Raw genomic sequence first — 24,143 nt, forward strand, 5'->3', positions numbered from 1 at the left:
TGCATCCCGCCGGTGCCGGCAGGGCCGGCCGTGCGGGGCTCACAGGTCGTCGAGGCTGAGGATCTCCACGTCCGCCTCGGCGAACTCCTCCCAGGTCTCTGCGGTCCTGTCCGGGTCCACCCCTGCGGTCAGCTCCCGGATCACCCGGACCTGATACCCGTTCTCCACGGCGTCCAGGACCGTGGCGCGCACACAGTGGTCGGTGGCCAGCCCCACCACGGTGACGGTGTCGATCTCCTGCTCCGTCAGCCAGGCGTGCAGGTCCGGCGCGTCCTCGGCCACGGCGTCGCCCGGGGTGACCTTGACGCCCTTCTCGCCCTCCAGGGTGCCGACCCGCTCCGGGTCTCCCAACATCCCTTCGAAGCCCGAGTAGCCGTCGGAGTACAGCCCCTTGAGGAAGCGGGCCCCGACGTGCTCGGTGTCCAGGTCGTCGTGCAGCTCGGCTCCGCGCTCGCCCGCCACACAGTGGACCGGCCAGCTGGTCCGGAAGTCCGGGTCGGCGGAGAAGTGGCCGCCCGGGTCGATGTGCCAGTCCTGAGTGGTGGCCACGGCGTCATAGTCCGCGTGGGCGACTTCCAGGTGCTCGCTGATCTCGCCGGCCACCTGGGCGCCGCCCTGCACGGCGAGCGCGCCGCCTTCACAGAAATCTTGCTGGACGTCGACGATGATCAGAGCGTCGGCCATGGAACTCCTCCTTCGACGGTGGGCGTGGGATCGTCCACGTGGTGACCACGCTACTGCACCGCCGAGGGAGGGGTCACGTGCGCGATGCGAGGGCTCCTGGCGTGCCGTCGAGCGCGGCGTCCTGCTGCTGGGCGGTCTGCTGGGCGAGGTCGAAGTCTTCGGTCACCAGCGCCATGTTGGCCCCGGCGCCGGCCATGGTGCCCCCGCTCATCGACACCACCACATTGGCTGCCGGGCTGGCCACGTTCCCGGCGGCCCAGATGCGTGGGTGGCTGGTGCGGCCGGTGGCGTCGACGGCGAGGACGTCACCCATGGGGCTCGGGGTTCGGTCCAGCTCGAAGCCGGCGAGGAAGCCGTCATGGGGGCGCAGCGCCCCGAGGGTGAACAGCGCGTCCACCGGCACGTGGCGCCCGTCGGCCAGGATCACCCCGGAGAGCGCATCACCTGCCCCCTCGACCTCCGTGACCTCGACAGGCTCGATCCTCACGCCCCGTGCGCTCAGGCGGGCGGCGGTCTCCTCGGAGAGCTCTCCGGCGCCGGCGCTGAAAAAGGTGATCCGGTCGGTCCACTGGCGCAGCAGCTCGGCGTGGTGGAGGGCGAACGGGCTTGTGGCCAGCACGCCGATGCGCTGTCCCCGGACCTCCCAGCCGTGGCAGTAGGGGCAGTGGAGCACGGAACGGCCCCAGCGCTCGGCCAGGCCGGGAATCTCCGGGAGCTGGTCGGCCAGGCCTGCGGCGGCGATGACGACGCGGCCGAAGACGGTCCGGCCGTCCTCCAGGGCGGCGACCATGGACGCGGGGCCGGCACCGGTGGCCTCGGCCAGCCGGGTGACGCGCCCGGAGATGATGTCGGCCCCGTAGCTCAGCGCCTCCTGGCGGCCGCGACGCAGCAGCTCGGCGGGATCGATCCCTTCGTGGCCGAGCACCGTGTGCATATGGGAGGCGAAGCGATTGCGCGGGGCTCCGGCGTCGATGATCAGCACCCGCCGCAGGGAGCGTCCCAGGGCGACGGCGGCGCTGAGCCCGGCGGGGCCGCCGCCGATGACGAGGGCGTCATACTGCTCTCCCTCGGCGGTGGAGGGGGAGTGGTCGGTGGACGGAGTGATGTGAGGAGTGTCTGTGGTCATGGCTCCATGGTCCTCCTGCGACACGTTCTCAGAAAGACATCTTGCAGAAACGGCAAAAACTGGGCAGGATCGAGGGGACAGGACGTGTCGTCGGAGAGGATGGCCGCAGATGAAGGAACTCGCCCAGGTCGGCATCAGGCTGCGGGCCGCCCGGACGGGACGCGGCTGGACTCTGGACCGACTGGCCCGTGCCTCGGGGATCTCCGCCTCGACGATCTCGCGGCTGGAGTCCGGAAAGCGGCAGGCCAGCCTCGAGCTGCTGCTGCCTCTGACGCGTGAGCTCGGGATCGCCGTCGACGACCTGCTGGTCCTCCAGACGCCGGACCCACGGGTATGTCGCCCCGGATGGCGCACCGAGGACATGGTCGTCCAGCCGCTGTCCGAGGAGCGGTCCCCGGTCAACGCGTTCCGGATCACCTACGCGGAACGTCCCCGGCAGGAGCAGCTGCACACCCATCCGGGCTATGAGTGGTTCTATGTGGCCTCCGGCCGATTGCGGCTGCAGCTCGGCGACGAGGAGCTGATCCTCGGCCGCGGAGAGGCCGCCGAGTTCGACACGCTCATCCCGCACAACCTCAGCGCGGCCGGCCCGGGAGAGGCCGAGATCATCAGCCTCTTCAGCGAAGAGGGTGTGGCACCGCACACGGCCGCCGACGGGGCCGACCAGTGACGGCTCCGGGTCGGTCAGCTGCGGGCCGGTCAGCTGCGGGTCGGTGAGCCCCGGGCCTCACGAGAAGATCGTGGGCAGGACCGGCTCGCCGTCCTGCAGCCGGGCGGCCGCGGGTGGCAGCTCCGCCACCGAAGCCCGGTGACGCTCGCGGGCGCGCTCGACCCCCGGCGCGCCGGTGTGCTCAGTGCGGATCTCGCCGTCGACGACCAGCGGCACCATCAGCTCGCGGAACGAGTCCGTCTCCAGCCGCGGGGCGTGGCCCACGCCGATCACCTCGGCGTCGGCCACACCGTCGCCGTCATAGGTCCGCACCGGATGCTTCGTGCCGCCCACACTGCGTTTGCGCACCGCCGTCTTGGCGACCGGAACCGGGGCGCCGTCGTCGTCGGTGCGCTCCACCAGCTTGTAGACCATCGAGGCGGTGGGAGCCCCCGATCCGGTCACCAGCTGGGTGCCCACCCCGTAGGAGTCCACCGGAGCGGACTGCAGACGGGCGATCGCGTACTCGTCGAGATCCGAGGTGACGATGATGCGGGTCTCGGTGTTGCCCAGCGAGTCCAGCAGGGCGCGGACCTGATGGGCCTGCTCCACGAGGTCGCCCGAGTCCAGGCGGACCGCGCCCAGTTCCCGGCCGGCGATCTCCACCGCCCGCCGCACCGCCGCCTCGACGTCATAGGTGTCCACCAGCAGCGAGGTGCCCGCGCCGAAGGCCTCCACCTGGGCGGCGAAGGCCTGCTCCTCGGAATCATGCAGCAGGGTGAAGGCGTGCGCCGCGGTGCCCAATGTGGGCAGCTGCCACCGGCGTCCGGCCTCCAGGTTCGAGGTCGCGGAGAATCCGGTGATCACGGCTGCGCGCGCGGCGGCGACCGCTGAGGACTCCTGGGTGCGGCGGGAGCCCATCTCCACACAGGGCCGATCGCCCGCGGCCATGGTCATGCGGGACGCGGCCGAGGCCACCGCCGAGTCATGGTTGAGCACCGAGAGCACATAGGTCTCCAGCAGGGTCGCCTCGGCGAAGGTGGACTCCACGCGCAGCACCGGCGAATGCGGCAGGAAGATCTCACCCTCGGCGTAGCCGTGGATGCTGCCGCTGAAGCGGTAGCCGCGCAGGAAGTCCAGCGTCGCATCGTCGACGATCCGATGGTCCGCCAGGAAGCCCAGCTCCTCGTCCCCGAAGCGGAAGTCCGCCAGTCCCTCGAGCAGACGACCCGTGCCGGCGACGATGCCGTAGCGGCGCCCGGCAGGCAGGCTGCGGGTGAAGACCTCGAAGGTGCAGCGCCGGTGCGCCGCGCCCGAGTGCAGCGCGGCCTGGAGCATGGTCAGCTCGTACTGGTCGGTCAGCAGGGCGGTGGACGAGCTCGGGGCCGGGGACGGGCCGGAGGCCTCGCGGCGGAATGAATCTGTCACGCCCTCCAGCGTAGAATACTCGCCATGAGCTCCGTGGAAGGGTCGACGCTCACCCGTGAGGAGACCGATCTCGAGGCCGAGTTCTCGTCGCTCCCTGAGGTGCAGCGTCCGTATCAGGTCGTCGTCTGGAACGACCCCGTCAATCTCATGTCCTACGTCGCCTGGGTGTTCCGCACCTACTTCGGCCATCCGCGAGAGCGGGCCCACCAGCTGATGCTGCAGGTCCACGAGCAGGGGCGCGCCGTGGTGGCCACCGGAACCCGCGAGCAGGCCGAACGGGATGTCACTGCCATGCATCACTACGGCCTGCAGGCCACCCTCGAGGAGTCCTGACCCGTGGCCACCGCATTCCGCGCCTCATCCCGCGGCTACCGCGCCGATCTGGACGCCCATGAGCGACGCCTGCTCAGCTCGCTGTGCGCCGACGTCATCGAGCTCCTGGAGGCGCGCACCGCCGAGCTCGCCGACGCCTCCGATCCAGCCGGTTCGGGACCCCCGCTCAGCGAGGAGCGGGCTGAGAGTACCGAGGAGGCCTCCGTCTTCGCGCACTTCCGCGCCGAGCTGGCCGGACTCGACGCCTCCGAGAGCCTGGAGGCGCCCCAGGACGAGGTCCTGGCCAGACTCCTGCCGGACGCCTCCGGCGACCCCGAGCAGGCCGCGCAGCTGCGCCGGCTCTCCGAGGGCTCGCTGCGGGAGTCGAAGATCTCCGACCTGCGCACCGCCCGCATGCTGCTGGAGACCTCCCCGGTCCATGTGACCGAGGAGCAGGCCCCGCCGTTCGGACGGGCACTCAACGACGTCCGGCTCACCCTGGCCACCCGCCTCGGGATCCGCACCGAAGCCGACGCCGAGACCGTCCACCAGTCCGCCGTCTCCTCCCGGGCCAAGACCACCGAGACGTTCATGGCCGAGATCTACACCTTCATCACCTGGCTGCAGGAGACGCTCTTCACCGCCATGGTCGAGCTCCTCCCCGAGGAAGATGAGCAGGACGAGCAGGACGAGCAGGACGAGCAGGACTCCGGCGGGACCCCCGACGCCGACGGCGGGGACCGACGGTGACGGCCCCGCCGCGACCGGAGGCTCCCATCGGCATCTTCGACTCGGGTGTCGGAGGGCTCACCGTGGCGCGCGCCGTGCTCGACCAGCTGCCCGGCGAGTCTGTGCTCTACATCGGCGACACCGCCCGCGGGCCCTATGGCCCCCTTCCCATCGCCAAGGTGCGGGCGCAGTCGCTGGGCGTGATGGACGAACTCGTCGACTCCGGCGTCAAAGCCCTGGTCATCGCGTGCAACTCCGCCTCGTCGGCGGTGCTGCGGGACGCCCGCGAACGGTACACCGCGCGGTACGGCATCCCGGTGGTGGAGGTCATCCAGCCGGCGGTCCGCCGGGCGGTGGCCGCCACTCGGACCGGACGCATCGGCGTCATCGGCACCGAAGCGACCATCGGATCCCGGGCCTACGAGGACACCTTCGCCGCGGCCCCGCACCTGCAGATCACCTCGGCGGCCTGCCCCCGGTTCGTGGAGTTCGTCGAAGGAGGCATCACCGCCTCGCCCGAACTGATCACCCTCGCCGAGGGCTACACGGCACCGTTGCGCGAAGCTCACGTTGACACGCTCGTCCTGGGCTGCACGCACTACCCGCTGCTCACCGGCGTGCTGTCCTATGTGATGGGAGACGCCGTGACCTTGGTCTCCTCGGCGGAGGAGACCGCTAAGGATCTGTTCCGGGCGCTGACCCGCCACGGCCTTCTCAGAGACGACTCCGCCGGCGCGGGGGAGCACGTCTTCCTCTCCACCGGGTCGGCGGCGTCCTTCCATCGGCTGGCCCGCCGCTTCCTGGGGCCCGAGGTCGGGGACGTCCGTCAGCTCGACGACGTGACGGAGACGTATCCGACCGGTGTGATTCCGCAGGTCACCGACGCTATGCTGGCCCGTGCGGCCGCGCAGGCCGGTCCATCGACACCGGCCGCGTCGCCCACCGTCGGCGGAGACACGACCTGAGGGGACGGGGCAGGACATGGAACTGACGATCATCGGATGCAGCGGCTCATTCCCCGGGCCGGAGTCCCCGGCGTCGTGCTATCTGCTCAGCGCCGAGCACGACGGGCGCACGTGGCGGATCATCCTGGACCTCGGCAACGGCGCCCTGGGCAAGCTGCAGCAGCACATCGCCCTGGAGGACCTGGATGCGGTGTGCCTGAGCCACCTGCACCCGGACCACTACATGGACCTGTGCGGCCTCCACGTGGCCATCCGCTGGCGCCCCGGGGGCTGGCCGGGCCCCCACCTTCCGGTGTTCGGGCCGCTGAACACCGATCAGCGCATCGCCAACGCCTACGGCATGGAGCCCGACCCTGGCATGCACCCGGACTTCGACTTCCACAGCTGGAACCCGTGGCAAGTCGAGCAGATCGGGCCCTTCCGCATCACGGCGATCCCGGTGCGGCATCCCATCGACGAGGCCTATGCCCTGCGCGTCGAGGCCCCGGGAGCCGATGGTCGCCTGAGGACGCTGACCTATTCCGGCGACACCGACGCCTGCGACAACCTCGTAGAGGCTGCGCGCGGCACGGACCTGTTCCTGTGCGAGGCGGCCTTCGAGGACGGCCGTGACGACCACATCGAGGGCGTCCACCTCAACGGCCGACGCGCCGGTGAGATGGCCTCCGCCGCCGAGGCCGGGCGCCTGCTGCTGACCCACATCCCCGTATGGACCTCCAAGAAGGTCCTGCTGGAGCACGCGGCCGCCACCTACGACGGCGACATCGCCGTCGCAGTCGGCGGCGTCACCTATCAGGTGGGCGCGCCGACCCCGGCCGTCACCACATCCGTCGCATCATCCCGAGAGGACCGTGAGACCACAGCGTGACTGAGAACCTCCTGCGAGCCGACGGCCGCGCACCCGACCAGCTGCGTGAGATCACCATCACCCGAGGCTGGTCCGGACATGCCGAGGGATCCGCCCTCATCGAGTTCGGTGACACCCGCGTGCTGTGCACCGCCTCCTTCGAGTCGAACGTCCCTCGATGGCTCAAGGGCCGCGGCACCGGGTGGGTCACCGCCGAGTACGCGATGCTGCCGCGGGCCACCAACACCCGCTCCTCCCGCGAATCCGTGAAGGGGAAGATCGGCGGCCGCACCCACGAGATCTCGCGACTGATCGGACGGTCCCTGCGGGCAGTGGTGGACACGGCCGCACTGGGGGAGAACATGATCACCCTGGACTGCGACGTCCTCCAGGCCGACGGCGGCACGCGCACCGCCGCCATCACCGGCGCCTATGTGGCGCTCGCCGACGCGGTGGCGTGGGCTCGGGAGCAGGGCCACGTGGCGCGTCGCGCCGAGGTCCTGACCGGATCCGTGGCCGCGATCTCGGTGGGGATCCTGCCAGACGGCACGCCGGTGCTCGACCTGCCCTACTCGGAGGACTCCACGGCGCAGACCGACATGAACGTGGTCGCCACGGGTGACGGAGAGTTCGTGGAGGTCCAGGGCACTGCTGAAGGAGCCCCGTTCCGCCGGGACGAGCTGGACTCCCTGCTGGACCTGGCTCTGACCGGCACTGCGCGGCTGACTCGACTGCAGCAGGAGGCGCTGGCATCGTGAGCACCATCTCCGCCCCTCATGGAGCCCGCCTCGTGCTGGCCACCCACAACGCCGGGAAGGTCCGTGAGCTGCGTGCCCTGCTCGCCGACGCCCCCGGGCTGCAGGGTCTCGACCTGGAGGCCGCCGTCCTCGACGCCGCGGCCGCCGGCTGCCCCGTCGTCGCGGAGACGGGCGTGACCTTCGAGGAGAACGCCCTGCTCAAGGCCCGGGCCGTGGCCGACGCGACCGGCCTGCCGGCAGTGGCCGATGATTCCGGGCTCGCCGTCGACGTCCTGGGAGGAGCGCCGGGGATCTTCTCCGCCCGATGGGCGGGGGCGCAGTCCTCCGATGCGCGGAACCTGCACCTGCTGCTCGAACAGCTGGCCGACATCACCGCGGAACACCGCGGGGCGGCGTTCGTCTGTGCGGCGGCCCTGGTGACCCCCGATGGCCAGGAGACCACGCGCATCGGCCGCCTCGAGGGGACGCTGCTGGGCGCGCCGCGAGGCGAAGGCGGCTTCGGCTATGACCCCATCCTCCAGCCGACGGGGGAGACCCGCAGCTGCGCGGAGCTGACGATGGCGGAGAAGAACGCGATCTCTCACCGGGGGCAGGCCTTCGCCGCCCTGCGTGAGCACATCGTGGCGGCCCTCCAGGGGGCCGGCCAGCGGTGAGCCTGAACTTCACCGCGGTCGACTTCGAGACGGCCAACGGGTTCCGGGGATCGCCCTGCTCCGTGGGGCTGGTGCGGATCCGCGACGGTGCCGAGGCGCAGACACTGTACCGCGAGCTGAGACCGCCGGAGGGCTACGACCGCTTCGATCCCAAGAACGTCGCGGTGCACGGGATCACCGCCGAGGCCGTAGCCTCTGCGCCGCGCTTCTCCGAGGTGTTCCCCGAGGTCATCGACTTCATCGGCGATGACACCGTGGTGGCGCACAACGCCTCCTTCGACGTCGAGGTGTTCCAGGCCGCCCTGGAGGTCAGCGGCATGGACTCCCCGGGTCTGGAGTCCTGGTGCTCCGTGCAGCTGTCCCGAGCGGTCTACGACCTGCCCTCCCACGCCTTGCCTCGCGCCGCGGCCGAAGCGGGGCATGTGCTCAGCCGTCACCATCATGCGCTCGAGGACGCTCGCGCCTCGGCGGCGATCGTCTGCGACATCGCCTCGCGGACCGGGGCCGCGGACCTCGAGGAGCTCTTCCTCGCCCAGGGCTTGGAGCGGCTGCGGCTTCCTGCCTGGTCTGGGGCACCGGACCGTGTCTCCCGTGCCACCACGCAGGTGCGGGCCATGGGGCCGATCTTCGACTCTCGACTGCGCACGGTGCCGGACGAGGCGCTGCCCGACCTGCTGCGCTGGCAGGACGAGGGCCGCAACCTCCCGCCCGCCGCGGACGCGGATCCCCGGCATCCGCTCTACGGCCAGCACGTGGTCTTCACCGGCGGACTCAGCATTCCCCGACCTGAGGCGAAGCGGCTCGTGGCCGCCCACGGCGGTCAGACGACGTCCCGGGTGACCGCCGGCACCACGATCGTCGTGGTCGGTGACGGGTACACCGTACAGGGGCCCGCGGATCAGGAGCAGCTGCACACGAACAAGGCCCGGGACGCGCTGCGCCGGCGGGATCTCGGGCAGCCGCTCCGGGTGCTCGACGAGTCCGAGTTCCGCGGCATGCTGGGACGCGCGTGGCCCGCCGCGACCGAGCCGCCGCCGACGGCGGCCGTGCGGCTCACGCCGGAGCGGTGACCTGCTCCCAGTCCGTGAGCAGAGATGTCCTCAGAACGTCCTCGAGCTCCTGAGGGAGCACCGGAGCTGGTGCGGCACCGACGCGGGCGGCACTGTCCTCCGGGCTGTTCTGCTCCACCGGCTTGTCCTGCTCCATCGGCTTGTCCTGCTGCATCGAGGCGGCTGCCGCGGCGACCTGGGCCCGCACGACGGCGCGGGCGCCGTCGTCGGCACCGGCCATCAGGTCATCGGCCCGCCGCACGGCCGCCTGTCGCTCGGCCTCGGGCATGTGCGGACGCTGAGCGATGCTCCGGATCAGGCTGATCAGCTCGCGCGCGGAGCTGAGGACCTCGGGATGCCCCTGGGTCAGGGCCAGTGCCTGCTCCGCCCAGCTGAGCAGCATCTGTTCCTCCACATAGGGCACCAGTGCCAGCGGCACCAGACGCACCAGTCCGGCGGCATCGCGGGCGGAGGGCTGGGAGGGCGCCGAGAGGTAGGCCATCTCGCCGTCGGCGAGACCCGCCAGGGAGACCCCACCGGTGTCTGCCTGCAGGCGCAGGCGCGGATGCGGTTCCTGCAGCAGAGCGGCCAGACCGGCGTCGAGCGGTCGTCGCGGAGGCTCAGGGGCTCCATCGGGGAAGGCCCCGGTCAGCAGCCGGTGCCACCGCAGGGAGCTGAGCCACAGGCAGGCCAACGGGTCGGCGGGGACACCCTGGCGCGTCCAGTCCAGCAGCTCCAGGAGGCCGTCCGCGAGGCACAGCTGATGGGCGGCCTCCGCGTGCAGGAGGTGCGTCTCCCGGTCGGGAGCCAGCGCGGCGCTGAGGCCCGCCCGCAGCACCGGGCCCAGACGGCGGATCAGCAGGGCATCGGGGGAGGGTGCGGCGTCTGCCGCGGCAGGACCAGCGGTGGACGGGCTCTGTGCTGACGGGCTCTGTGCTGACGGGCTCTGTGCTGACGGGCTCTGATCACTGCTCACGCCCCTACTCTATCGACCCTGTGCTGGCGATCCTGTGCTGTCGATCCTGTGCTGTCGATCCTGTGCTGTCGATCCTGTGCCGGCGAGCTGCTGCGCGCCGTGCGGCGGACGGGTCACACCGTGCGGATACCGTGGTGGCATGCGATGGCTCCACACCTCCGACTGGCACCTGGGACGCGGATTCCACGGCACTTCGCTGCACGACGCGCAGCAGGAGATGCTGGACACCGTCTGCCGCACCGTGGAGGAGCACAGCGTGGACGTGCTGCTCGTGGCCGGCGACGTCTACGACCGGGCCCTGCCTCCCGAGTGGGCGGTCAGCATGCTGGAGCGTTGCCTGCTGCGTCTCGCCGAGGCCGGGACCACGGTGATCATCACCTCCGGCAACCATGACTCCGCCCAGCGGCTGGGCTTCGGCCGGGGACTGATGGCGGCCTCAGGTGTGCATCTGCGCACCGCGCTCGACGACGCCTGGTCCCCGGTGGTGCTCGAGGACGGATCCGAGACCGTGCTCGTCTACGGCGTGCCGTATCTGGAGCCTCAGCTCGTCAGCTCCCGGCTCGAGCTGCGGCGCGCCACCCACACGGCGGTGATGACCGAGGTCATCGCACGTATCCGTCAGGACGTCGAGCGCCGCCGACGGGAGCTGACGGAGTCAGGGCCGGTGAGGACCGTGCTCATGGCGCACCTGTTCGCCGCCCGGGGAGTGGGATCGGATTCAGAACGGGTGATCGGCGTGGAAGCGCCAGCCGGGGAGCCCGTGGAGCACTCCGAGGAGAGCTCCGGAGGGCTGGCCGTGGTGCCGCTCGAGCTCTTCGACGAGTTCGACTACACGGCCCTGGGGCACCTCCACGGCCGCCAGAGGCTGGCCCCGCGGGTCAGATACAGCGGTTCTCCGCTGCGCTACTCCTTCTCCGAGTCGCGCCAGGCCAAGGGGGCCTGGCTGTGGGACAGCGCGGACTGGGAGGCGATCACCGCGGTGGACTGGGCCATCGGGCGGGGACTCGCCCAGCTGAGCGGGCCCTTGGAGGAGATCCTCGACGAGGAGATGGTCCGCCGCCATCGGGAAGACTTCGTCCAGGTCACCGTCACCGACCCGCAGCGCCCCGAACGCGCCTTCCAACGGACCCAGGAGGCCTATCCGTATCTGGCGACGTTCGTGCATCGGCCTCCGGAGCGTCAGGGCGCGGCCCTGACCTATGCCGAGGCGATGCACCGGGCCGAGACGCCGGGGCAGGTGGTGGAGTCGTTCCTGGAGCACGTGCGGGGTCGCGGGGCCGATGGACAGGAACGGGAGATCCTCGACGACGCCGTGGCGGCGGTGCGGAGGGAGCTCGCCCGCAGCGGGACCGCTGCACCGGGGAAGGAGATTCAGCCATGAGGCTCCACCGACTGACCCTGACGGCCTTCGGCCCGTTCCCGGGCACCGAGGAGATCGACTTCGACGCGTTGAGCGCCGACGGCCTGTTCCTCCTCCACGGACGGACGGGATCCGGCAAGACGACGGTGCTGGACGCCATCACCTTCGCCCTCTACGGCGACGTCCCCGGCCAGCGTGACGTCAATGGGCTCCACAGCCACCATGCGCCGCCGGAGCGCGAGCCGGCGGTCGAGCTCGAGTTCACCCAGGCAGACCGACGGTGGCTGATCCGCCGCACCCCGCCGCACCGACGGCCCAGCCGCCGGGCGAAGTCCGGATTCGTCGCCCAGAACCAGACAGTCGTGCTGAAGGTCCACGACGGTGCTCTGTGGCGCGAGGTGACCAGCGGCGTCCAAGCCGCCTCCCAGGAGATCCAGGACATCCTGCCGCTGGACCGCCACCAGTTCACCAAGGTCATCCTGCTGCCGCAGGGAGAGTTCGCACACTTCCTCCATGCGACCAGTACGGAGAAGCAGAAGCTGCTGCAGAAGCTCTTCGACACCAACCTCTACCAGCGTCTCGAAGCTGAGCTCAGCGATCGTGCCAAGACTCTGCGCCAACGCATCGTGGAGGCTGAGCATCGGGTGGAGGTGACCGCAGACACCGTGCGGGCACAGGCCGAGTCCATGCTCGAGCCGGTGCTGGGAGCGGAACTCGCCCGCTTCACCAGCGTGCCGCCCGAAGACCTCGAGGAAGCCGTCCGACTGCTGGGGGCGTGGATGTCCCGGGATCTCGAGCAGCGCGTCGAGCTGGCCTCAGCGGCCGCGGAGAGCGCCTCCGAGCGGGCTGCGGACCTGCAGCGCCGCCGTCGTCTGCTGACTCTGCTGAGCGACCATGAGCAGCGCCAGGCCGACCATGAGGCCCGGCGCGAGGCGGTGGACCAGATCCGTGACCAGCTGGAGCAGCACCAGAAGGCCACCGAAGTGCGCCGGTGGTTCCAACACGCTCAGCAGCTCGCGGAGCACACCGAAGACGTACGGCGCAGGTCGCTGGATCAGCTCCGCGACCTGCGGGACCGGCTGGCCGATCAGGACGACGTCGACGCGTCGTCCACGGCCGCCTCGACACTGACCACCGAGGCCGGCGACCCCGCCCCCGACGCACTGCGGGACCTCATCGCCGAGGTGACGGCCCTACGGGGAGGGTTGGAAGACCAGGACGCCGCCCGTCTCGAATCCCAGCGGCGTCAGACGGCGACTGCACTGACCGCCGCTGAACGCCGGCGTGACGAGCAGAGAGCCGTCCGGCAGGCCGCCGAGGAGGCGATCGCCGCGCTGCAGGAGCAGGAGACGGCGCTGAACGCCCAGTGGCAGGATGCGGAGGAGCTGGACTCCCATCGCGCCGCGTGCGAGAACCTCATGGAGCTCACCCGGCGACGGGTGGAGCTGGTGGACCAGCTGGAGGGCCGGCGGGCCGCCGTCCGCCAGGCGCAGGAGGCGGCCCACCGTGCGGAGCAGGCGGAGCAGATGGCGGAGTCCCGGCGTCGGGAGCTGCTGGCGGATCATCTCCAGGCGGTGGCGCGGCGACTGGCCGCCGATCTGCGTCCCGGCGTCCCGTGCCTGGTCTGCGGAGCCACCGAGCACCCCGCGGCAGCCGCGCCGGCCATGCGCCGCACGGCCGCCCTGCCGAGCACGGAGACGGAGGCCGGGCAGCCGGGCGGCGACAGCGTCCCCGAGCCGGGTCCCCACGACGAGCCGGCGAGTGAGGAGACGGCGAGTGAGGAGACGGCGAGTGAGGAGGACGTGGAGGCGGCGACCGCCCGGGTGCACGAGGCCGCCCGGGAGCGCGCCCGCTCAGAGTCCCTCCTGGAGGCGGCCGAAGCGAGCATGACGGAGATCGAGGACCGTCTGGCCGCGGCCGAGGCCGAGATCCGGGCGGCCGCACCGGAGCAGTCCCTCGGGGAGGGCGGCACCGCCGTGCGTCGTGATGAGGCGGAGGCCTCCTTCGCCGACGCGCGGCGCAGGCGGGACGCCGCGGACCAGGCGTGGCGCGATCAGCGCCGGCGCGAGGCTTCCAGGACGGCGCTGCGGGAGGACTTGGCCGAGCAGCGGCGTCTCCACGAAGCGGCCGGGCTCGCGGTCGGGCACGCCGCCCAGGAGGTCGAACGGCTCACCGCGGAGCTCGCAGACCGTGATGAGATGCTCGGCCGACTGCGCGGCTCCCACAGCAGCGTCGCCGCTCGGTTGGACGCTCTCGACACCCTGCACCAGACGTGCCGGTCCGCCTCCGAGGGGATCGAGGCCTGGCGATCGGCCCAGAAGACGGCGCAGGAGGCCCACAGCGAGGCGCACCGACAGCTGGTGGACTCTGGGCTGGGCACGCGGGAGGCGCTGGACGGCGCGATCCTGGACCCTGCGCTGCGGCGGCAGCACCACCAGCAGGTGGAGGAGTGGGACCGACAGGCCGGACGTCTGGCGCTCGCCGAGGAGTCCGAGGACATCTCCGCGGCGCGGGAGGTCCGTCGCCGCGAGCCGACGACCCCCGCAGAAGATGCGGTCACCGAAGCGGTCGAGGAGGCGAAGGCGGCGTCGACGCGGCGCGACGCTGAGCGGACGGCGCGGGACCGGGCCGCCGACCGTCGGGACGCCGTGGCCGAGGCCGCCGAGAGGCTCCGTGCGGCTCTGGCCTCACGGGACTCCGAGCTGATCGAGCACCGGCGTCTCGCCGAGCTGGCGGAGACGCTCGGTGGAGGCGGGCCGGACAACCCCCGGCGGATGACGCTGACCAGCTACGTCCTGGCTGCCCGCCTCGAGAAGGTGGCTGCGGCTGCCACCCGGCACCTGCAGACCATGTCCGAAGGTCGTTACCGTCTCCTCCATGACGACGCCGAGGGGCCGGGCCGCCGCCACGGGCTGGAGCTGAAGGTCCACGATGAGCACAGCGACCACCAGCGCCCCACCTCCTCCCTGTCCGGGGGCGAGACCTTCATGGCATCCCTGGCCATGGCGCTGGGGCTCGCCGAGGTCGTCCAGTCGGAGGCCGGCGGGATCGGCCTCGAGAGCCTGTTCATCGATGAGGGCTTCGGTTCTCTGGACGAAGAGAGCCTCGACCACGTGATGGTGGCCCTGCACCGGCTCCAGGGAGAGGGGCGCCGGGTGGGGGTGGTCAGTCATGTCACGGAGATGCACCGGGCGATCCCCACCCAGCTGCGCGTCATCCGGCGGCGCACCGGCTCCACTGCGCGGATGGTGCTCCCCGGTGCCATAGACTCCCCGGAACACCCGGTGGGAGGTCCGGCGGACGACGGGCCTGAGGCCGGGACGGAGGTGCTCTCGAGACTGGGAGGCATGGATGCGTAGTCCGGGGCCGGTCGAGTGGCTCGGTGTCGCCGCGCGGGCACCGGCGGCCCTGCTTCCGGCCGGGATGCTCTTGGCCGCGGCGGGCACCGGCTCTCCGATGACGGCCGCGCTGATGACCAGCTTCGCCCTGATCGGTCTGGCCCTGTCGGTGCCGATCGCCGGCGCAGCCGCTGACCGCCACGGTCAACGGCCTGTGCTGCTCGCCACCGCTGGAGCGCACGTCATCCTGCTCGTCCTCGTCCTGGCGGTGCTGCCTCGCCTCCAGCTGACCGCCGCCGGGTCCACCCCGGTCGCGACGGATGCGGCGGACGGTCCCTCTTCCCTGGTGATCTCCGTCGCCGTGATCTTCGCCCTCGGGGCCGGACTGACCGCCCCATCGGCCAGTGCGATGAGCCGGGCCCGCGGGTGGCACCTCCATCATCACCGCCCTGACCTCGGTGTCGGGCTCGGCGCCTGGATGCGCCGCGAAGCGGCCGTGGACGAGCTGCTGCTGGTGCTGGCTCCGGTGCTCGCGGCGCTGCTCAGCGGCGGGCTGGGGCCAGGGGCCGGGCTCATGATGGCGGCGCTGCTGGGAGCGCTCGCAGTCCCTGCCTACGCCATGGACCCTGTGGCGGACCCGCTCTCCGACCCTGGGGATGCGTGCAGGACTGCGGCGGGGGGCTCGGCGGAGGTCCCCGAGGGACCTCTGGAGCCGCTGCGCGTGCCATGGCCGGCGGTGGAGCACGGCCAGCAGATGGTGGCCGAGGCCCGGGGGATGTGTCCGGAACGGCCTGGGGACCCGACCCGGGCTGTGCAGCCTCGTCGTGCAGGGGCCGGCCCCAGCGTCGTCGGAGCTCTCCTCGTCAGCCTGGGGCTCGGTGTGGCGATCGGCGGCTCCGCGATCTCGGCTCTGGTCCTCTCCTCCCAGTCCCACCGTCCGGAGGCCCTGGGCCTCCTCCTGGGACTGTGCGCCGCAGCGGCGATGCTCAGCTCCCGGCGCCTGCCTCGGCGCCTGCGCGCCCTCGACGTCCTGCGGCGGCGCCGGCTCTTCGCGCTGCTGCTGCTGCTGACGGCGGGGCTGCTGACGGCGCTGCTCGCCGTGGGGCCGGCCGAGGGCGGCTCCTGGGTGGGGACGCTGCTGCGGGCCAGCGCGGCGGTCGGGCTCTACCTGATGCTCGGAGCCTCTGCCGGCGTCCTGCTGGTGGAGGTCTACCGGGTGGTCGCTCGACGGGCTCCGACGGCTGAGCTCGTCTCGACTCTCAGCAGCGTGGCCGGCTCTCTGCTCATCGGACTGGTGGTCGGGCTGATCACCGCGGGGCTTTTCGCAGAGGCAGGTGCTGGGGTCTTCAGCTCCGTCGTCGTCATCGCCGGTGCTGCCGCCCCAGCCCTCGTGGCCCTGCGCCGTGGCCAGCGGCTGCGGGGCGGCATGCGCCGCCATGCCGGGCCCCGCCCGGACGGCTCTCAGGGGAGCGCGTCGAGCACAGCGTCCTTGTAGATCCGCGAGGTGAGCACGTTGACGTGGTCGCGACCGGGGACCTCGACAAGACGTGCCGGGTGCCCCGCGGCGACCACCAGCTCTGCCAGACGTGCCGAGCCGGCGGCGATCTCGTCCCGGGCACCGGCCACCACCAGGGTCGGTGCGGCAGGCACGGCTGCTGCGGGGTCGAAGGGTGTCCGGGCGACCGCGAGGAGCAGCTCCACCACATGCGGAAGATTCTGGTCGGGCATGGCGGCGGCGACGGTCACCACCGATCGCGTCAGCGGATCCTGGGGGACGACGCCGTCGCGGGCCCACCGGCGCGCCGCCTCAGCGTCGAGCCCGGCCAGTCGATCGGCGGCCGGGGCGCCGCCGACGATCAACGAGGCCACGAGCTCCGGGTGAGCGGCCGCGAGCTGCCAGGCCAGCCGTGACCCCAGGGAATAGCCGTGGACCGCGATGGCGTCGCCCGAGGGTTCATCGGCCACCATCTCGGTGCTGAGTCCGTGGAGGTCGTCGAGCAGGTCCTGCACGCTCAGACCGGTCGGGTCGACGTCGGCCGAGGAACCATGCCCGGGGAGATCCACGGCGAGCACGCTTCGGCCCTGGGCGGCCAACGGATCCAGCCAGCCCGTCTTGACCCAGTTGTAGAGCACGTTCGACGCATAGCCGTGCACCAGAAGCACCGGTGCCCTGTCGGCGAAGGGCCGACGCCACAGGTGCGCCGTGAGACCCGACGGGGTGCGCCAGGTCTCGGGTGCGGGATGCAGGAGTCGGGACACGTCAGCCTCTCTCAGACAGGACACCGGTCCATGGCGGCCTCCGATGGCGCGCGGGCGAGCTCAGTTCTCCAGCTGCAGCGAACGGTTCGTCGCGGCGGTGACCTCGGAGAGCAGGGCGGGGTCCTCGCTGAGGAGACGCCCGTAGGAGGGGACCATGTCCTGCAGCCGCGGCTTCCAGGACTCCACCTGGGCGGGGAAGCAGCGCTCGAGCAGCTTGAGCATGATGGAGGGCGCGGTGGAGGCGCCTGGAGAGGCGCCCAGCAGGCCGGCGATCGTGCCGTCGGCGCCGGCCACCAGCTCCGTGCCGAACTGCAGCACACCCTTGCCCTGACCGTTCTTCTTCATCACCTGGACACGCTGGCCGGCGGTGATCAGCTCCCAAGAGTCCGTCTCGGCCTCAGGGTAGAAGTCCCGCAGGGTCTCGATCTTCTTCTTCGCGGACTTGGAGACCTCCTTCACCAGGTAGGTCACCAGATCGGTGTTGGCCGCGCCCACCTGCATCATGGGCAGCAGGTTGTGCGGACGCACCGAGAACGGAAGGTCGGTGATGGAGCCGTTCTTCAGGAAGTTGGTGGAGAACCCGGCGTAGGGGCCGAACATCAGCGTGCGGCGTCCCTCCACGAACCGGGTGTCCAGGTGCGGCACCGACATCGGCGGGGCGCCCACCGAGGCCAGCCCGTAGACCTTGGCGTGGTGCCGGTCGGCGACGGCGGAGTCTGTGCTGCGCAGGAACTTGCCCGAGACGGGGAAGCCGCCGAAGCCCTTGATCTCTGGGATGCCGGAGGACTGCAGCAGGCTCAGCGCCCCGCCGCCTGCGCCCACGAACACGAACCGCGCCGTGGCGGTGAACTTCTCTCCGGAGGCCGAGTTGCGCACCTTCAGCTGCCACCGGCCGTCGGAGCCGCGGGAGATGGAGGTGACCTCGTGGCCGTAGCGGACCTCCGCACCGGCCTCGTTGAGGTGGTTGGCCAGCTGCCGGGTGAGCGAGCCGAAGTCGACGTCGGTGCCGGAGTCGATCTTCGACGCCGCCACGCGCTGTTGGGGATCGCGGCCCTCGGCGAGCAGCGGGGCCCAGGAGGCGATCTCGTCGAGGTCCTCGGTGTGCTCGATGTCTGAGAACAGCGGCTCGGCCTTCATGGCCTCGTAGCGGTCCTTGAGGTAGCGGGCGTTGTCCTCGCCCCAGACGAAGCTGATGTGCGGCAGGGCATTGATGAAGGTCCGTGGCGAGCCCAGCGTGCCGGACTCCACCCAGTGGGACCACAGCTGCCGGGAGACCTGGTACTGCTCGTTGATGCCGCGGGCCTTGGTCAGGGAGATGCTGCCGTCGGCGTCGCGCGGGGTGTAGTTCAGCTCGCACAGTGCGGCGTGGCCGGTGCCGGCGTTGTTCCAGGGGTCCGAAGACTCCTGACCCGACTGGTCGAGAGTCTCGTACAGGGCGATCGACCAGTTCGGCTCGAGCTCCTGGAGGATGCTCCCCAGGGTGGTGGACATGATGCCACCTCCGATGAGAATGACATCGAACCGTTTGTCCGCGCTGGTCGACGTTGACGTGGCCACAGAACTCTCCTTGAGGTTGTCCGGCGGGTGGGGGTGGGCCAGCCGGGTGCTGGCCACGCAGGTCAGCCGGTGCACCGGGGGCGGCTGAACTCGGACGGGCTCCGAGGAGACTTTACCGCCGGGGAACTCGAGCCATGAAATCTGGGCGGGCAGTGTGACGGACGGATCAGCTCAGCTCATGCGGATCTGCCGGAAAGGCTCGAACAGCACCGGAGACATGGGGTAGTCGGCCACGCGTCGTCCCAGGGCGAGACCGGAGATCGGATGCACCAGCGGGAGCGCGGGAAGGTCCTCGGCCACGACGTCGGCCACCTCGCGGTAGAGCGTCGCGCGCTGCTCATCGTCCGTCTCGGAACGCGCCTGGTGCAGCAGGTCCTGGACGTCGTCGGAGTCATAGCCGAACTCTCGGGAGGAGCGTTGGAACAGCGGACCGAAGAAGGAGTGCGGGGACCGGTAGCCTCCGTTGCGCCCCAGCAGGTGCATCGCTCGGTCGTCGTCCTCGAGGAGCTCCTCCAGGTAGCCGGCGTCCCAGGGGACGGGGCGGGGCTCGATCACGAAGCCGGCCTGGGTGAGATCGCGGGCCAGCGAGGCGTAGACGGCCTCGGGGCGGGGAAGGTAGCTGCGGGTCGCGGTCATCGGATAGTAGAAGCGCAGCGGCTCCCCGTCATAGCCGGCGTCGTCCAGGAGATCCTGGGCCTCCTGGAGGTCACGGCCGTACCGTTCCGCGGTCTCGGAATGCACGCCCAGGGCAGCCGGGGTGAACTGGTGCGCCGGGCGCGTCCCCTCCAGGAAGTGCTCGCTCACCAGGTCGGAGCGGTTGATCGCCCGCGCAGCGGCCTCGCGGACCCGATGGTCCTCCATCACGGGATGGGCCAGGTTGAACCCCAGATAGAGCACGGAGAACGGATCACGCTGCAGGATCAGGCGCCCGGACTGCACCAGCGGGCGCAGATTGTCCGCGGTGATGTAGTCATAGACGTCGACCTGGCCCCGCTGCAGATCCCGCAGCCGATCGAAGGACCGAGGGATGGCGCGGATCTCTACGCGCTCGGGGGCCGGACCGTCCGGAGTCTCCTCGGCGGAGGCCGTGACCGGGCCGTTCCAGTAGTCGGGGAAGGCCTCCAAGGTGACGTCCCCCTCATGGGTCTCCATCACGCGGTAGGCTCCGGTCCCCACCGGGGACCGGGCCACCAGGCCCGGGTCATCGTCGGAGAGGACTGCAGGAGAGACGATCCCGAAGGCGGGCAGGGTCAGTGCCTGGTGGAGGAACACGATCGGCTCGCTCAACGTGAGGACCACCGTGGACGGATCCTCGGCCTCGACCGATTCCAGGACGCAGTCCTCGTCTCCCAGGTAGCCGCCGAAGATGGCCTCGAACGGCAGGGTTGCGGTGCGGCGGAGATTGCCGGAGCCATGCAGCTCGGGAAGCCGCCCCCACCGCTCCACGTTGGCGACCACGGCGTCGGCGTCAAGGGCCGTATCGTCGTGGAAGAGGACTCCCTCACGCAGGGTGAAACGGTGGACGAGCCCGGCCTCGTCGACATCCACGTCACGGGCCAGCAGCGGCTCGGTGGCGCCGGTCTCCTGGTCCACGCCCAGCAGGCCCTCGTACACCTGCCGGCAGACCCGTTCGGTCTCCGTGTCGACGGCGAGCGACGGATCCAGGGAGGTGACGGCCGACACCCCTGCGATGACGGCGGTGCGGTCACGACGCTCATCCCGGGAGGCGTCGTCGTGGGAGGGCGCCGTCGACGATGCTGAGGCCGCGGGTGAGGCGGCGGTCGGCCCGAGGAACAGCCCGGCGGCGGCCGCCGCCGTCGATGCTCCCAGCATCTGCCGGCGGTTCAGCTCTTCGGCCATGCGGGCAGGTCTCCTCGTGACAGTCGCGGACGGACCTGACAATGCTACCGCCTGTGCGGTCGGACGCCGGCACGATGCAGGCGCCGCATCTCCGCGCGCACGGCCTGAAATGCACAGCCTGAAGCGCCCGGGAGGGGCCGGTCGGTGCGGGGGGAGTCAGCGCGGGGGAGTCAGCCGTCGTCCGATCCTCTCGAGCTCCGCCAGCACGGTGCGCACCGCCTGGCGGGCATGCCTCTCCGGTCGGCTCAGGGCGATGATGGTCCGTTCGGCCGGGACACCGCGCAGGGGCCGGAGAGTCACTCCCGGGCCGATGCGGGAGGAGAACCGCGGCAGGACGCCCACTCCCGCTCCACGGGCCACCAGAGCCTCCACGAGGTGGTTGTCCCGCAGGCGCACTGCTCGGTGGACCGCCCGCCCCGTGGCCTGCTCGACTGCCGCAGGGACGGCATCGAAGGGGTAGCCGGTGGGCACCCCGATCCACGGAAGGTCCACGAGCTGGCGGGGATGCAGATGCTCCTCGGCTGCCAGGGGGTGGTCGCTCGGCAGTGCGATGTCCAGAGGCTCCCGAGCCAGCACGGTCGTGATGAGGTCGGAGGCGTCGTCCTGCTGCGGCACAGTCCGGTGACCGACCACGACGTCCGCGTCCCGAGCGAAGTCTGCGAAGCGGTCCATGGACAGGAAGTCACTGAGCTCGACGGTGATGGCGGTCTCGGAGAACCTCTGCACGAGGTCCGGAAGCAGCGCGGCGCCGGCACTGGGGAGAGCCTGCACGGCGACGGTGCCGCGGGGCTCCCCGGTGGCGGCGTCGAGCTGAGCCCGCAGGGCCGCTAGGCGGTGCAGGATGTCGCCGGCGCCGTCGGCGAGGAGCTGACCGGCAGAGGTGAGGCGGATCCCTCGGGAGACCGGTTCGACCAGCTTCACCCCCAGGTCTCGCTCGGCCGTGCGCAGCTGTTGGGACAGTGCGGCGGGGGTGCGGTGGGTGGCGCGTGCGACGGCTGCGAGGCTGCCCCGTGCGGAGAGCTCGCGCAGCAGTTCCAGGTGACGGATCTCCATTCAGTCAGCCTAAATGATTGCGTAAGAAGTATTAGGTAGACCTGAGGGGTCGAGGCTTCGAGGATGGAGCCGTGACCCTGACCCACCGTGCTCTCGCTGTCCTGGCCTCGCTGTGCTGGGGACTGAACGTCATCGCCATCCACATCTCCCTGGAGCACTTCCCGCCGTTGTTCCTCGCCGGAGCGCGCTTCCTGCTGCTGGCGCTTCCCGCGGTGATCTTCGTCCCGTGGCCGGGGGTTCGGCTCCGGCACCTGCTGGGCTTCGGGCTGGGCACCGGCACTGTGCAGTTCGTGGGACTGTATCTCGGCATGGCGGCGGGACTCCCCGCGGGCGTCGCCTCGCTGGTGCTCACCTGCGCGGCCCCGTTGACCCTGGTGCTCGGGGTGATCCTGCTGCGCGAGCCGATGAGCGGCAGCGCCGCCGCCGGTGCCGGTCTGGCGCTGGGGGGCCTGGCGCTGGCCGGTTGGGCGCGCGGCGGTGGCGGCGGAGAGTGGGCACCGTTCCTTCTCGTCCTGCTCGGTGCGGTGGGCTGGGCTGCGGGCACCCTGGCCTCCCGGCGGGCTCAGGCCGAGGATCCCCTGGCCCTGGTGCTATGGATGGCCGTGGTGCCCCCTGTCCCATTGCTGGGACTGTCCCTCGTGGTCGAAGGGCCTGAGGAGATCCGAGACGCCCTGGCCGCTTCGATCTCCTGGCAGGCGGCCCCCGCGTGGGCGGGACTGACCTATACGGTGCTGGTCGGTTCGCTGCTGGCGCCGGTGGTGTGGGTCTGGCTGCTGAGGCGGCATCCGGCCGGGACGGTGGCGCCCTACTCGATGCTGGTGCCGGTGGTGGGCCTCGTCGCCGCCTGGGCGCTGCTGGGGGAGCGACCGGCAGGGCTGGAGCTGGTCGGGGCCGTGCTGGTGGTGGCCGGGGTGCTCGTCGGCGGACGACGGCGCCCCCGGACCGAGTGAGTGCGGGCGGGGGGACTTGAACCCCCACGTCAAAGACACTGGAACCTAAATCCAGCGCGTCTACCAATTCCGCCACGCCCGCCGATGCCGCGGCGCGCCGTCGAGACTGTGGCGGCCGCGGCCCATCAGTCTACAAGAGCCGCCCCGCCGGGCCGGCGGGGCGGCTCACGCCAGCGCGGTGCGGCGTCTCAGGCCCCGAGCTTGTCGCGCAGCCGTGCCACGTGGCCGGTGGCCTTCACGTTGTACTGGGCGAGCTCCACCGCGCCGTCCTCGTCGACGACGATCGTCGAGCGGATCAGCCCTTCGGTCACGCGGCCGTAGTTCTTCTTCTCGCCCCAGGCGCCGTAGGCCTCCGCGACCTGGTGGTCCTCATCGCTGAGCAGCGGGAAGTTCAGCGACTCGTTCGCGGTGAACTTCTCCAGTGCGGAGACCGGGTCGGGGGAGAGGCCGAGCACGGCATATCCGGAGGACTGCAGCGACGCCAGCGAGTCACGGAAGTCGCAGGCCTCCTTGGTGCAGCCCGGGGTGGAGGCCTTCGGGTAGAAGTAGACGATGACCTTCTGTCCGCGGAGGTCGCCGAGGCTGACGGTGCCTCCGCCGACCGCGGGCAGGGTGAACTTGGGTGCTGCGTCACCAGGTGCTAGTCGCTGTGCCATGCAGGGAACCTTTCGACGTGGGGGTGCCGCCGGCGGCGGCGCAGTACGGGCGTCTCCTCGGACGGGCTCGAGATGTCCTCGGGTCGCCGTGGAGCACCTCCCAGCCTATCGATCGTCGGCCTGTCGATCGTCGGCCTGCGGGACGCGGCGGTGGGGGAAACGGTGTGTAGGGTCCTGGGCGCGGTCCGCCGTGGTCCGTAGACTGGCCGCCATGGTGGAGCAGCCGAACCGCGGAGAGCAGGAGCAGCGCCTGGTCGCGGCCCTGCGCGGTACCTTCGACGTCTCGGTGATGAACTTCGGCTCCTACAACATCCTCTACGCCGCCAATCTCGAGGCGAATGATGCTCGTGCCGTCCTTCCCGGGGAGAGCGCCGACTCGGTCCAGGACGCCGTGAGCATGGCCGAGCACCTGTTGGTCGGCTACCGGCGCCAGCCCACTGAGATCGTGCTGTGCCCGGTGGATCTCGCCGAAGCGATGCCACGGATCACCGGGGCGGCCGCGGATCCGGCGGACGACGCGACGCCGACGGTGCCCCTGCCGGTGAACATGACGAACCTGGCGGGCATGGCCGCTGAGGGCGACGCCGAGCGGGCGTCTGTGACCATCGCCCTGTCCACCGGTCACCGCGTGGTCCTGGACGTCCGGGGTCGCGTGAGCTTCGACGAGCTGCCCGAGGTCACGCTGGACCAGCGGCGGGACGTCCGGGACTTCACGGAGTTCGTGGACTTCTTCCTGGACCGGCTCGAGGACATGAATCCCGTGTGAGCCCGGGCCCTGCGCACGGCGACGGCCCGAGTCGACATGGCCCCGGCGCAGACGCAGGAAGCCCCGTCTCCAGCTGGAGACGGGGCTTCCCGCGGAGGCGACGACCTGCACTCGTCAGAGTGGGCCCCCCGGGACTCGAACCCGGAACCTGCAGATTTGTCGCTTTGG

22 protein-coding genes and 1 tRNA gene are annotated in these 24,143 nt (G+C 71.1%); 13 read left to right on the forward strand and 10 right to left on the reverse strand.

Annotated elements, in window-relative coordinates:
• Positions 1-39 precede the first annotated feature (39 nt).
• Together SD455_RS14000 and SD455_RS14005 are read right to left on the reverse strand one after the other, a co-directional pair.
• Positions 40-684: an isochorismatase family protein gene (locus tag SD455_RS14000; RefSeq protein WP_445508475.1), complete on the reverse strand. Its 645-nt coding sequence runs from the start codon at positions 682-684 to the stop codon at positions 40-42.
• A 73-nt stretch (positions 685-757) separates the two neighbouring features.
• Complete coding sequence (locus SD455_RS14005) at positions 758-1,810, reverse strand: NAD(P)/FAD-dependent oxidoreductase (protein WP_445508476.1); 1,053 nt, start codon at positions 1,808-1,810, stop codon at positions 758-760.
• A gap of 109 nt (positions 1,811-1,919) precedes the next feature.
• Here SD455_RS14005 and SD455_RS14010 point away from each other — a divergent pair, with 109 nt between their 5' ends.
• Positions 1,920-2,480, forward strand: a complete 561-nt coding sequence (locus SD455_RS14010) for a helix-turn-helix domain-containing protein (protein WP_070162092.1) — start codon at positions 1,920-1,922, stop codon at positions 2,478-2,480.
• A gap of 57 nt (positions 2,481-2,537) precedes the next feature.
• On the opposite strand, the gene SD455_RS14015 is transcribed toward SD455_RS14010, so the two are convergent.
• Positions 2,538-3,797 (reverse strand): nicotinate phosphoribosyltransferase, encoded by a 1,260-nt coding sequence (locus SD455_RS14015; RefSeq protein ID WP_445508487.1) that lies wholly within the window; start codon positions 3,795-3,797, stop codon positions 2,538-2,540.
• A 114-nt stretch (positions 3,798-3,911) separates the two neighbouring features.
• On the opposite strand from SD455_RS14015, the gene clpS reads away from it, so the two are divergent.
• The 7 genes from clpS to SD455_RS14050 are packed head-to-tail and all read left to right on the forward strand — an operon-like array spanning position 3,912 to position 9,221.
• On the forward strand, positions 3,912-4,220 hold the full coding sequence (gene clpS / locus SD455_RS14020) for an ATP-dependent Clp protease adapter ClpS (RefSeq protein WP_070162090.1): 309 nt from the start codon (positions 3,912-3,914) through the stop codon (positions 4,218-4,220).
• 3 nt (positions 4,221-4,223) lie between these two features.
• Positions 4,224-4,949 (forward strand): DUF2017 domain-containing protein, encoded by a 726-nt coding sequence (locus SD455_RS14025; protein WP_445508477.1) that lies wholly within the window; start codon positions 4,224-4,226, stop codon positions 4,947-4,949.
• Positions 4,946-5,893, forward strand: a complete 948-nt coding sequence (murI, locus tag SD455_RS14030; RefSeq protein ID WP_070162086.1) for a glutamate racemase — start codon at positions 4,946-4,948, stop codon at positions 5,891-5,893. The genes SD455_RS14025 and murI overlap by 4 nt, the downstream gene beginning before the upstream one ends.
• A 16-nt stretch (positions 5,894-5,909) precedes the next feature.
• Positions 5,910-6,761, forward strand: a complete 852-nt coding sequence (locus tag SD455_RS14035; RefSeq protein ID WP_445508478.1) for an MBL fold metallo-hydrolase — start codon at positions 5,910-5,912, stop codon at positions 6,759-6,761.
• Complete coding sequence (rph, locus tag SD455_RS14040) at positions 6,758-7,498, forward strand: ribonuclease PH (RefSeq protein WP_085437183.1); 741 nt, start codon at positions 6,758-6,760, stop codon at positions 7,496-7,498. The genes SD455_RS14035 and rph overlap by 4 nt, the downstream gene beginning before the upstream one ends.
• Complete coding sequence (rdgB, locus tag SD455_RS14045; protein WP_445508479.1) at positions 7,495-8,151, forward strand: RdgB/HAM1 family non-canonical purine NTP pyrophosphatase; 657 nt, start codon at positions 7,495-7,497, stop codon at positions 8,149-8,151. The genes rph and rdgB overlap by 4 nt, the downstream gene beginning before the upstream one ends.
• Entirely contained in the window at positions 8,148-9,221 is a 1,074-nt protein-coding gene (locus tag SD455_RS14050; protein WP_311024847.1) for an exonuclease domain-containing protein, read from the forward strand. Before rdgB ends, SD455_RS14050 begins: the two co-directional genes overlap by 4 nt.
• Here SD455_RS14050 and SD455_RS14055 read toward each other — a convergent pair.
• Entirely contained in the window at positions 9,205-10,176 is a 972-nt protein-coding gene (locus tag SD455_RS14055; RefSeq protein WP_445508480.1) for an ADP-ribosylglycohydrolase family protein, read from the reverse strand. The two genes, SD455_RS14050 and SD455_RS14055, sit on opposite strands and share 17 nt — an antisense overlap.
• A 139-nt stretch (positions 10,177-10,315) precedes the next feature.
• Here SD455_RS14055 and SD455_RS14060 point away from each other — a divergent pair, with 139 nt between their 5' ends.
• The 3 genes from SD455_RS14060 to SD455_RS14070 are packed head-to-tail and all read left to right on the forward strand — an operon-like array spanning position 10,316 to position 16,369.
• Entirely contained in the window at positions 10,316-11,557 is a 1,242-nt protein-coding gene (locus SD455_RS14060; RefSeq protein ID WP_070162077.1) for an exonuclease SbcCD subunit D, read from the forward strand.
• A complete protein-coding gene (locus tag SD455_RS14065; protein ID WP_445508481.1) occupies positions 11,554-14,895 on the forward strand; it encodes an AAA family ATPase in 3,342 nt (1,113 codons plus the stop codon). Before SD455_RS14060 ends, SD455_RS14065 begins: the two co-directional genes overlap by 4 nt.
• Positions 14,888-16,369: a hypothetical protein gene (locus tag SD455_RS14070; protein WP_445508482.1), complete on the forward strand. Its 1,482-nt coding sequence runs from the start codon at positions 14,888-14,890 to the stop codon at positions 16,367-16,369. Before SD455_RS14065 ends, SD455_RS14070 begins: the two co-directional genes overlap by 8 nt.
• On the opposite strand, the gene SD455_RS14075 is transcribed toward SD455_RS14070, so the two are convergent.
• The 4 genes from SD455_RS14075 to SD455_RS14090 all read right to left on the reverse strand — a co-directional run bounded on the left by SD455_RS14075 (position 16,336) and on the right by SD455_RS14090 (position 21,603).
• Complete coding sequence (locus tag SD455_RS14075) at positions 16,336-17,133, reverse strand: alpha/beta fold hydrolase (RefSeq protein WP_344681803.1); 798 nt, start codon at positions 17,131-17,133, stop codon at positions 16,336-16,338. The genes SD455_RS14070 and SD455_RS14075 overlap by 34 nt on opposite strands.
• A 60-nt stretch (positions 17,134-17,193) precedes the next feature.
• On the reverse strand, positions 17,194-18,690 hold the full coding sequence (locus SD455_RS14080) for a malate:quinone oxidoreductase (protein ID WP_311024842.1): 1,497 nt from the start codon (positions 18,688-18,690) through the stop codon (positions 17,194-17,196).
• Between the two features lie 171 nt (positions 18,691-18,861).
• Entirely contained in the window at positions 18,862-20,550 is a 1,689-nt protein-coding gene (locus SD455_RS14085) for an ABC transporter substrate-binding protein (protein WP_070160490.1), read from the reverse strand.
• 156 nt (positions 20,551-20,706) lie between these two features.
• Positions 20,707-21,603: a LysR family transcriptional regulator gene (locus SD455_RS14090; RefSeq protein ID WP_311024841.1), complete on the reverse strand. Its 897-nt coding sequence runs from the start codon at positions 21,601-21,603 to the stop codon at positions 20,707-20,709.
• 71 nt (positions 21,604-21,674) lie between these two features.
• Between SD455_RS14090 and SD455_RS14095 the strand changes: the two genes are divergently transcribed.
• Positions 21,675-22,553 carry an EamA family transporter gene (locus SD455_RS14095; protein ID WP_445508483.1) on the forward strand — a complete coding sequence of 293 codons (879 nt, stop codon included), beginning with the start codon at positions 21,675-21,677 and terminating at the stop codon, positions 22,551-22,553.
• A gap of 1 nt (position 22,554) precedes the next feature.
• On the opposite strand, the gene SD455_RS14100 is transcribed toward SD455_RS14095, so the two are convergent.
• Together SD455_RS14100 and bcp are read right to left on the reverse strand one after the other, a co-directional pair.
• Positions 22,555-22,635 (reverse strand) — tRNA-Leu (locus SD455_RS14100).
• A gap of 106 nt (positions 22,636-22,741) precedes the next feature.
• Complete coding sequence (gene bcp / locus SD455_RS14105) at positions 22,742-23,209, reverse strand: thioredoxin-dependent thiol peroxidase (RefSeq protein WP_445508484.1); 468 nt, start codon at positions 23,207-23,209, stop codon at positions 22,742-22,744.
• Between the two features lie 211 nt (positions 23,210-23,420).
• Between bcp and SD455_RS14110 the strand changes: the two genes are divergently transcribed.
• The gene (locus SD455_RS14110) at positions 23,421-23,975 is read left to right on the forward strand and encodes a hypothetical protein (RefSeq protein WP_445508485.1); all 555 of its coding nucleotides are present in this window, start codon (positions 23,421-23,423) and stop codon (positions 23,973-23,975) included.
• The last annotated feature ends 168 nt before the right edge of the window (positions 23,976-24,143 follow it).

The sequence above is a fragment of the Nesterenkonia sp. K-15-9-6 genome (assembly GCF_052656005.1).

What these genes read in the sequence shown, in the direction of transcription:
- SD455_RS14015 (WP_445508487.1), bottom strand. Translation starts at nt 3,797, where the DNA reads ATGCTCCAGGCCGCGCTGCACTCGGGCGCGGCGCACCGGCGCTGCACC.
- SD455_RS14010 (WP_070162092.1), top strand. Translation starts at nt 1,920, where the DNA reads ATGAAGGAACTCGCCCAGGTCGGCATCAGGCTGCGGGCCGCCCGGACG.
- SD455_RS14065 (WP_445508481.1), top strand. Translation starts at nt 11,554, where the DNA reads ATGAGGCTCCACCGACTGACCCTGACGGCCTTCGGCCCGTTCCCGGGC.
- SD455_RS14060 (WP_070162077.1), top strand. Translation starts at nt 10,316, where the DNA reads ATGCGATGGCTCCACACCTCCGACTGGCACCTGGGACGCGGATTCCAC.
- SD455_RS14035 (WP_445508478.1), top strand. Translation starts at nt 5,910, where the DNA reads ATGGAACTGACGATCATCGGATGCAGCGGCTCATTCCCCGGGCCGGAG.
- SD455_RS14070 (WP_445508482.1), top strand. Translation starts at nt 14,888, where the DNA reads ATGCGTAGTCCGGGGCCGGTCGAGTGGCTCGGTGTCGCCGCGCGGGCA.
- SD455_RS14090 (WP_311024841.1), bottom strand. Translation starts at nt 21,603, where the DNA reads ATGGAGATCCGTCACCTGGAACTGCTGCGCGAGCTCTCCGCACGGGGC.
- SD455_RS14110 (WP_445508485.1), top strand. Translation starts at nt 23,421, where the DNA reads ATGGTGGAGCAGCCGAACCGCGGAGAGCAGGAGCAGCGCCTGGTCGCG.
- SD455_RS14005 (WP_445508476.1), bottom strand. Translation starts at nt 1,810, where the DNA reads ATGACCACAGACACTCCTCACATCACTCCGTCCACCGACCACTCCCCC.
- bcp (WP_445508484.1), bottom strand. Translation starts at nt 23,209, where the DNA reads ATGGCACAGCGACTAGCACCTGGTGACGCAGCACCCAAGTTCACCCTG.
- SD455_RS14085 (WP_070160490.1), bottom strand. Translation starts at nt 20,550, where the DNA reads ATGGCCGAAGAGCTGAACCGCCGGCAGATGCTGGGAGCATCGACGGCG.
- clpS (WP_070162090.1), top strand. Translation starts at nt 3,912, where the DNA reads ATGAGCTCCGTGGAAGGGTCGACGCTCACCCGTGAGGAGACCGATCTC.
- SD455_RS14000 (WP_445508475.1), bottom strand. Translation starts at nt 684, where the DNA reads ATGGCCGACGCTCTGATCATCGTCGACGTCCAGCAAGATTTCTGTGAA.